Raw genomic sequence first — 6991 nt, 5'->3', positions numbered from 1 at the left:
CGGCCACCCGGCGATCACCGCTGCCCGCACTCCAAAAACCACCGGAACCCCGCCCGAGATCGAAGATCAAAATTCACGCGGTGGATCGAGGCTCAAATCAAACGCCCTCTGAAGAGATCCGGCCATGAATGAAAGCCGCTGAGTGAGCGGTGCGGAGGAGCGGTCATCAGGGTCGTGACTCTTTCGCCCCCGAAGGCTGCTCATCCGCCTCGGGAGGCCGGTCGTACGCGCGCAACAGTGTTCGATGCGGCGGTTGTTGATGGACTACCAGTCGTAGAGGCACTGTTCGTACCAGGGCAGGAGAACCCAGACGCTGTCGCCGGCCCGCTGAGTGACCTCGGCGCTGCGCGGTGGCGGAACGGCACGCCGACGACTCGCCGCGCTGATCGGCGGGCTGCTCCGTCCAGTCGGCGAGACGATCACCGTCGCCTCCACCAGCGGGCGCATGGCCAGGCAGACGTCCACTGCCGTGGTGGCCTGTCCCGGTCAGCGCATCGCCTGCGCCGACCCGCTTCCGCCTCGGCTATGAAGTCGCCGCCGTCGGCAGGTCCCGCTGAACCGGCGACGCGCGGCCGTTGGCCGACGGCAGCGTGAGAACCATCGTGAGGCCGCCGCCGGGCGTGTCCTCGGCGTTGAGGGTGCCGCCCATGGCTCGGCGAAGCCTCGGGCGACCGCGAGGCCGAGACCCACCCCATTGCCGCGAGGGGCGTCGCCGTAGCGCTGGAAGGGCTCGAAGATGCGGTCCTTGGCCTCGTCCGGGACGCCCGGCCCGCGGTCCACGACGCGGACCTCCACCCGGTCGGCGATAGCGCTCGCCGACACCAGGACCGGCTCGTCGTCGGAGCTGTGCTTCACCGCGTTCTCGACAACGTTGGCGACCGACCGCTCCAGCAGGCCCTTGTCGACGGCGCCCATGGGCAGGGTCTCGGGAATGTCCAGGACGACGGTCGTCTCCGGGTCCGGTATGCCGCCGAGGGCCATGGGGGCCACCTCGTCGAGGTCCACTTCGCGGAGCAGCGGGGTGACGGTGCCGGTCTGGAGGCGGGACATGTCGAGGAGGTTGTCCACCAGGTGTTCGAGGCGGTCGGCGCCCTCCTCGATGGCCGCGAGGAGTTCGGCCTGGTCCTCCTCGGACCATTCCACGTCGTCCGAGCGCAGTGCCTTGATCCCGGCGAGCGGCGTGCGCAGGTCGTGGCTGACGGCGGCCAGCAGGGCGGTGCGGATGCGGTTGCCCTCGGCCAGTTCCTTGGCCTGGTCGGCCTCGGCCGGCAGCACGCGGCCGGTCAGCGCCAGCGCCCCACGTGGTCTCCGACCGGTACGTCCACGTCTGTGTCTTCCGGCCGCTCCAGCTCGCGTTCCAGGCCCACCCGGCCCGCGCATGTCCACGGCGCCACGTCGCTCTCCCGTTCCAGCAGCGCCACCAACTCCGTGCCGAAGTGCTCCAGCAGTGCCTCGAGACTGGTCTCGCCGCGCAGCACGTTGCCCGCCAGGAAGGAGAGGATCTCGGACTCGGCCCGCAGCCGGGCGGCCTGGTGGGTGCGCCGGGCAGCGAGGTCGACCACGGAGGCCACCGACACGGCTACCGCCACGAAGACCACGAGAGCGAGGATGTTCTTGGGGCCGGCGATCGTGATGCGGGTGCACCGGCGGGGTGAAGTACCAGTTCAGCAGCATCGAGCCGAAGGCGGCGGAGACCAGCGCGGGGATCAGTCCGCCGAGCAGGGCGGCGGTCAGCAGCAGGGTCAGCAGCACCGGGCCGCCGACGCCCGTCAGCCAGCCCCAGATGAGGCGGGCGCGGCCGAGCCGCGCGCCCCGGGCTACCGGGAGGCCGCGTCCCTTGCCCGCCTCGTCGTGCGTGATGAGGTGGGAGGTCGGGGCCCGAGTCGCTGGCCACCGTCGCGCCGACGCCCGGGCCGAAGATGTGCTGCCAGCTCTTGCGGCGGGAGACGCCGAGGACTATCTGAGTGGCGTTGACCCCTCGGGCGAAGTCGAGCAGGGCGACCGGGATGTCGTCGCCGACGACGTGGTGGAAGGTGCCGCCCAGTTCCTCGACCAGGCTGCGCTGCACGGCGAGCTCCTTGGGGGACGCCGAGGTCAGGCCGTCACTGCTGGCGATGTACACGGCCAGCACCTCGCTGCCCGCGCCCTTCTCCGCCAGGCGGGCGGCGCGGCGGATCAGCGTGCGGCCCTCCGGACCGCCGGTCAGGCCGACCACGATCCGCTCCCGCGAGCCCCAGATCTTCGAAACCTGGTGCTCGCTGCGGTACTGCCGCAGGTACTCGGTCAGCCACCCAGAGGAGGGCCAGCTCGCAGCGCGGTCAGATTCCCGGGCCGGAAGTAGTTCGACAGGGCCGCGTCCACCTTGTCCGGCTTGTAGATGTTGCCGTGCGCAATACGGCGGCGCAGTGCCGGAGGCGACATGTCGACCAGCACGATCTGGTTGGACAGCGCACGATACGCCGCCGCAGCAACGTGGCCAGGGACCGGGCATGGCGACGCAGCGACGTCAGGGTAGTCGGCACGCCGGTCAGGTTTCCATCACGGCATCGCAGTCGGGGCAGACCGCAGATGCGTACTCCTCGGGACACCACGGCGCCTCAGGGTGCTCGGAGGGCTTCCAGCCGGTCGTCGCCATGGCGAAGGTGTCCTTGCCGCAGAGGGTTCGCGGTCCAGTCGCGGCAGGCGTCCCCGGGGCGGTGGGCGCCGCGTGCACGCGGCGGACGGGCCGTTCCTCGCCACGCGGTACGCGCGTGGCCACCGCCTTGTCGAGCTCGTACACGACGACGATCTCGCCCATGCCTCCACGATAGGCGGCTGTACGCCCGATCCGACCGCAGCAGCCGGCCGGGCGGCTACGGAGGCGCGTCTGCCGGTTCGAGGCGGGCCACCTCGAACTCCATTCGGACCTCGTCGGCCAGCCGCAGCGCTCCCAGGAACGCGGTGTATGGCTTGATTCCCCAGGCGGACTGCGTGACGGTCGCCCAGCCGCGCAACAGCCCGTCCCCGTTCCCCTTCCCGTGCACCGTCACCGGGTGGGTCCGGCCCTTGATGGTGAGGTCCCCGGTGATCTCGAAGGACTGCGGTGTTCCCGTGACGCGGGTGGAACGGAAGGTGATCGTGGGGTGTTCCGCGGTGTGCAGCAAAGTCTTGTCCGCCAGCGTCCGTTCGATCTCGGCCCGGTCGGCATCGGTGAGCGCCTTGAGCCCACCCGTTCCCTCGCGGACCTTCAACGAGCCCGTCTCGATGGTCACATTCACCGACGACCTGTCCGGGTCGCCGACGACCAAGACCGCCTCCCCGGACCATCGGACGGCCTCGATCGTGAGGTCGTGCCCCGCTCTGCGGCCGAGCCCGGCACGGCCTGTCTTGATCAGGAGGCGGGCGGTCGAAGGCCCGAGCCGGTACGTTCCGTCTGTCAGCGTCACAGCGTCGAGGGTATGGGGCGGATGCGGGCCGGGGCATCGAGGCAGCCCGGTCGGCGTGTCCCCTGTCCGCTCGCCGAGCTGGTGGGCGACGAGCAGCGCGCGAGTCTGCCGATCCGTACGGACCAGGCCACCGGTGGCCCCTTCGGGCTTGCGCCGGGAGGAGGCCGACCAACTCGCCACATCGCACAGGCGGGTTGGGGAGGCGCCGGTCCGGCCGGCCCGCTGGGCAGCGTACCGCCGCGACGGCGCCCAAGGGCGTCGCGTCCAGCCACCGGCGACCGGCGACCGGCGACCGGCGACCGGCGACCGGCGACCGGCGACCGATGATGCGCGAAGCAACGGCCGGACGCACAAGGCTGAACGGCCGGTGGGCCCGGGCCGTCCATCTCCGGTCTGGTGGTCACCCGCGTGATGTCTGCCTGCGAGACAACACAGTCAGCCATGCCGTTTCACCACCAACGACGCATCGCGGTCAGGCGTAAGACCACCGAACTGCAGGAGGGGGTGGCGGGTGAAGGCCCACGCTGCCGACGTGGAGGCAGGCTACGCCGACCCGCTTCAGCCGACCGCCGCGGACCTGGGGCCCTGGGTCGAAGAGGCCGTCGGCGAGATCCCACGGTTGCCTGGTGTTCGCACCTGCACCTCTCGCCCCAGGGCCCATTGACATCCTCACCCTCAAGGAATAGGACAAAGTTCGTAAAGCTCGCGAAGTGCGCACTCCTGGATCCGGGCTGCCAGGTGACCGACGCCAGGACTCCTTGACTTGCGCACGGCGAGAAGGAGGTGAACATGAGCGACACCGAACAGGCACCTCAGGAACCCGAGGCGACCCCGACCGAAGGCGAGCAGTCGGCGGCCGAAGCGGCGGAGACCGCGGAAGGCACGCAGGCGGAAGCCCCCGCGACCGGTGAGACCGCGGAACCCGAGGCGACCCCGACCGAAGGCGAACAGCCCACGGCCGAAGCGGAGAAGGAGGAAGCGGAGGCGCCGAAGGCCGAGGGTGAGGAGTCGTCCGAGGGCGAGTAAGGGTGGCCGTACTCTGTCAAGGTGATCACCATCAGGCGATCGACGGATGGTGCCCTTTCCAAGCAGCCGGAGGAGAACGCGCCGACTCCGACCCTCTCCTCCGGCCGACGCTTTCCTTCGCCCGCGCCACCCGCCCGCCCGCGCGGCGGTTGCGAGCAGCCCATTGCGCTCGCCGCTCGCCGCCTTCTGTACTGTGGGAGCGCCGCCCCTGTGGGCTGAAAACCCGCTTCTCATCCCAGATGGCCTTGTGGTCCGCGAACGGCCGATGCGCCTACGCCAGGGGGGTGATGACGGCAATGGTCCGGGTGTCGTAGGCCTTGATCGCGCGTTGGGCGGAGTGCGGAACCTCGTGGTGATGTTGGTCGCTGCTGTCGCGCCGACCGTTGCGGGCCGGCTCACCTGAGAGCGGGAGACGTTGAGAGTGGCCGGTTGGAGACACGGTTGAGGTGAGCATGAGCGGTGTGGAAAGGCCGGGTGCGGCTGCGGCGGGAGGCGCGCCGGGCGTCTGCCAGTTGCTGCGCGAGCAACTCGTGGAGGTGGTCTCCTCCATTCGCTCGCATCCGTTGGTGATACACGGTCCGGCCCTTGACGGCGCGGGCGACCGCCCTGTCACCGGTCCGCCGGCGGAAAGTCCCGATGACGGTGGCCTGCGGGTCTTGGCCGAGGACCCGCCCTCACGTTGATGCGAGCCTGGGCGTTTTGCCCAACGGCCTGGGGTGCGGCGGGCGGACCGGGCCCTCGCGTTGCCGAGGCAGGACCGCGTTCTTGCGCCGCGGCACCTGTGGGACAGGGCACCGCACTGACCACGCAGGCTGGAGGCAGCCCTCCCCATGAGGCAGCGGAGGACGCGGAGACTGCTGGGTCGCCGTGCGAGTGGACGGGCACTGGGACGCGGCGGCTTGGGGCCGCTCCCTGCTCGCCCTCGGCTATCGCTGGGGATGGATGGCGAGTTCGCGGCCGCGGTAGAAGCCCTCCCGCTCCTCGACGACGTACGGGGCCATGCCCGCACGCCGCTGCGCTTCCGGCTCGGAGGCCCGCCAGGCGTCGCATGACTCCTTGGACTCCCAGTACGACACCCCGGTGATCTCCTGTCCGTCCTCGGACCAGTACGCGAAGGCGCGGCGCAGACCCTGCGGGTAGGGGGCCGGGCGCCATGCCCGCTCGAACTCCTCCAGGGTGCCCGGCCGGACGCGGCGCGTCGTCACCCAGACGAAGTGCTCCTCCATCGCAGCCTCCTCCACATGACCAGTTCGGCTTGCCGACCCCTCTCGGACCACCATAGGTCCGAAGCACCGCTTGTGCCTGCGCGGCGATCGCGGCGCCGCCGAGGATCCTGGCGCCGTTCGGGCCGGGCCGGGCGGACCATGTGCCGGGCCGGGCGGACCATGTGAAGGGGACGGATGGCGGCTCGCCGGTGCGGCGTCCGCGCGCGTGTCCTGTCGGCGGTGAGGGCGATGACGGGTTCGATCCGGATCGGGAGTGTGCGGGGGGGGTGAGCTGTCCCCGGTTTCGTGGAGTCCCTGAAGCCAGGCTTATGATCCTGGCCCGAAGGAGATCCACGAGCAGTGCCAGCACCACGTAAGTACCCGGACGAGCTCCGTGAGCGGGCCGTCCGCGAGGTCCGGACTACCGGCCGCCCGATCGCGCATGTCGCGCGGGACCTGGGCATCCACAAGGAGGCCCTGCGCGGCTGGGTCCGCCAGGCCGAGGCGGATGCCGGTGAGCGCGATGACCGGTTGACGACAGCCGAGCGTGATGAGCTGAAGCAACTCCGCAAAGAAGTAGCCGAGTTGAGGCGGGCGAACGAGATCCTCAAGGCTGCGAGCGCGTTTTTTGCCGAGGAACTCGACGGTCCCCGGACGAGGCCGACCAGGTGATCGAGCACCTCAAAGGCATGGGCCTCGGGGCCGGGTTCGTCTGCCGGGTGCTGGAGCTGTCCGAGTCGGCCTACTACGCCCGCAAGAAGCGGCCGAAGCCGGCCCGCCGGCTCCGCGACGAGTACCTCATGCCGATGATCGAGCAGATCCACGCCGAGTCGGGCGGCACCTACGGGGCGAGGCGGATCACCCGTGCCCTGAAGCGCAAGGGCGTCGAGGTGGCCCGCTGCACGGTGGAGCGGCTGATGGCCGAGCTGGGCTTGGAGGGCGTCATCCGCGGCCAGCGACGGCGAACCACCGTGCCCGAGCCGGCCGCCCCCAGGCCGCCGGACCTCGTCGACCGGAACTTCACCGCCACCCGGCCCAACCAGCTGTGGGTGGCCGACCTGACGTACGTGCGCACCTGGTCGGGCTGGGTGTACGTCGCGTTCGTCCTGGACGTGTTCTCCCGCGTGATCGTCGGCTGGCAGGTTGCCAACCACATGCGGACCGAACTACCCCTGGACACACTGGAGATGGCCCTGTGGAGACGCAAGATCAAGAAAAGCTCCGGGCTCATTCACCACTCCGACAGTGAGTATGTGAAGTACCGGATGTCCCGGGCCTCTTGACCCGCACAGCGATGGACGCGCCAGGATGCCGGTGCCGGGATGCTCTCGCGGC

At 70.3% G+C, this 6991-nt stretch carries 6 protein-coding genes and 1 pseudogene; 3 read left to right on the top strand and 4 right to left on the bottom strand.

Going from position 1 to position 6991, the window contains the following annotated elements; genetic code table 11:
• Window positions 1-523: 523 nt before the first annotated feature.
• From ABZV31_RS37880 to ABZV31_RS37870, 3 genes and pseudogenes are all read right to left on the bottom strand, one after another.
• Window positions 524-2442, bottom strand: a pseudogene (locus ABZV31_RS37880) (ATP-binding protein); the annotation flags it as partial.
• Between the two features lie 85 nt (window positions 2443-2527).
• The gene (locus ABZV31_RS37875) at window positions 2528-2797 is read right to left on the bottom strand and encodes a hypothetical protein (protein ID WP_355901381.1); all 270 of its coding nucleotides are present in this window, start codon (window positions 2795-2797) and stop codon (window positions 2528-2530) included.
• 55 nt (window positions 2798-2852) lie between these two features.
• Window positions 2853-3425 (bottom strand): YceI family protein, encoded by a 573-nt coding sequence (locus tag ABZV31_RS37870; protein WP_355901379.1) that lies wholly within the window; start codon window positions 3423-3425, stop codon window positions 2853-2855.
• A 789-nt stretch (window positions 3426-4214) separates the two neighbouring features.
• On the opposite strand from ABZV31_RS37870, the gene ABZV31_RS37865 reads away from it, so the two are divergent.
• Window positions 4215-4451 carry a hypothetical protein gene (locus ABZV31_RS37865; protein WP_355901377.1) on the top strand — a complete coding sequence of 79 codons (237 nt, stop codon included), beginning with the start codon at window positions 4215-4217 and terminating at the stop codon, window positions 4449-4451.
• A 926-nt stretch (window positions 4452-5377) separates the two neighbouring features.
• On the opposite strand, the gene ABZV31_RS37860 is transcribed toward ABZV31_RS37865, so the two are convergent.
• The gene (locus ABZV31_RS37860) at window positions 5378-5677 is read right to left on the bottom strand and encodes a hypothetical protein (RefSeq protein ID WP_355901376.1); all 300 of its coding nucleotides are present in this window, start codon (window positions 5675-5677) and stop codon (window positions 5378-5380) included.
• A 339-nt stretch (window positions 5678-6016) separates the two neighbouring features.
• On the opposite strand from ABZV31_RS37860, the gene ABZV31_RS37855 reads away from it, so the two are divergent.
• Window positions 6017-6328, top strand: a complete 312-nt coding sequence (locus ABZV31_RS37855) for a transposase (protein ID WP_355901374.1) — start codon at window positions 6017-6019, stop codon at window positions 6326-6328.
• On the top strand, window positions 6325-6939 hold the full coding sequence (locus ABZV31_RS37850) for an IS3 family transposase (protein WP_355901372.1): 615 nt from the start codon (window positions 6325-6327) through the stop codon (window positions 6937-6939). The genes ABZV31_RS37855 and ABZV31_RS37850 overlap by 4 nt, the downstream gene beginning before the upstream one ends.
• Window positions 6940-6991: the final 52 nt, after the last annotated feature.

This window comes from Streptomyces sp. NPDC005202, from assembly GCF_040608235.1.
GTDB lineage: Bacteria > Actinomycetota > Actinomycetes > Streptomycetales > Streptomycetaceae > Streptomyces.
Note: the sequence above shows the minus strand (reverse complement) of the source record. Positions and strands in the feature narration are given on the sequence as shown.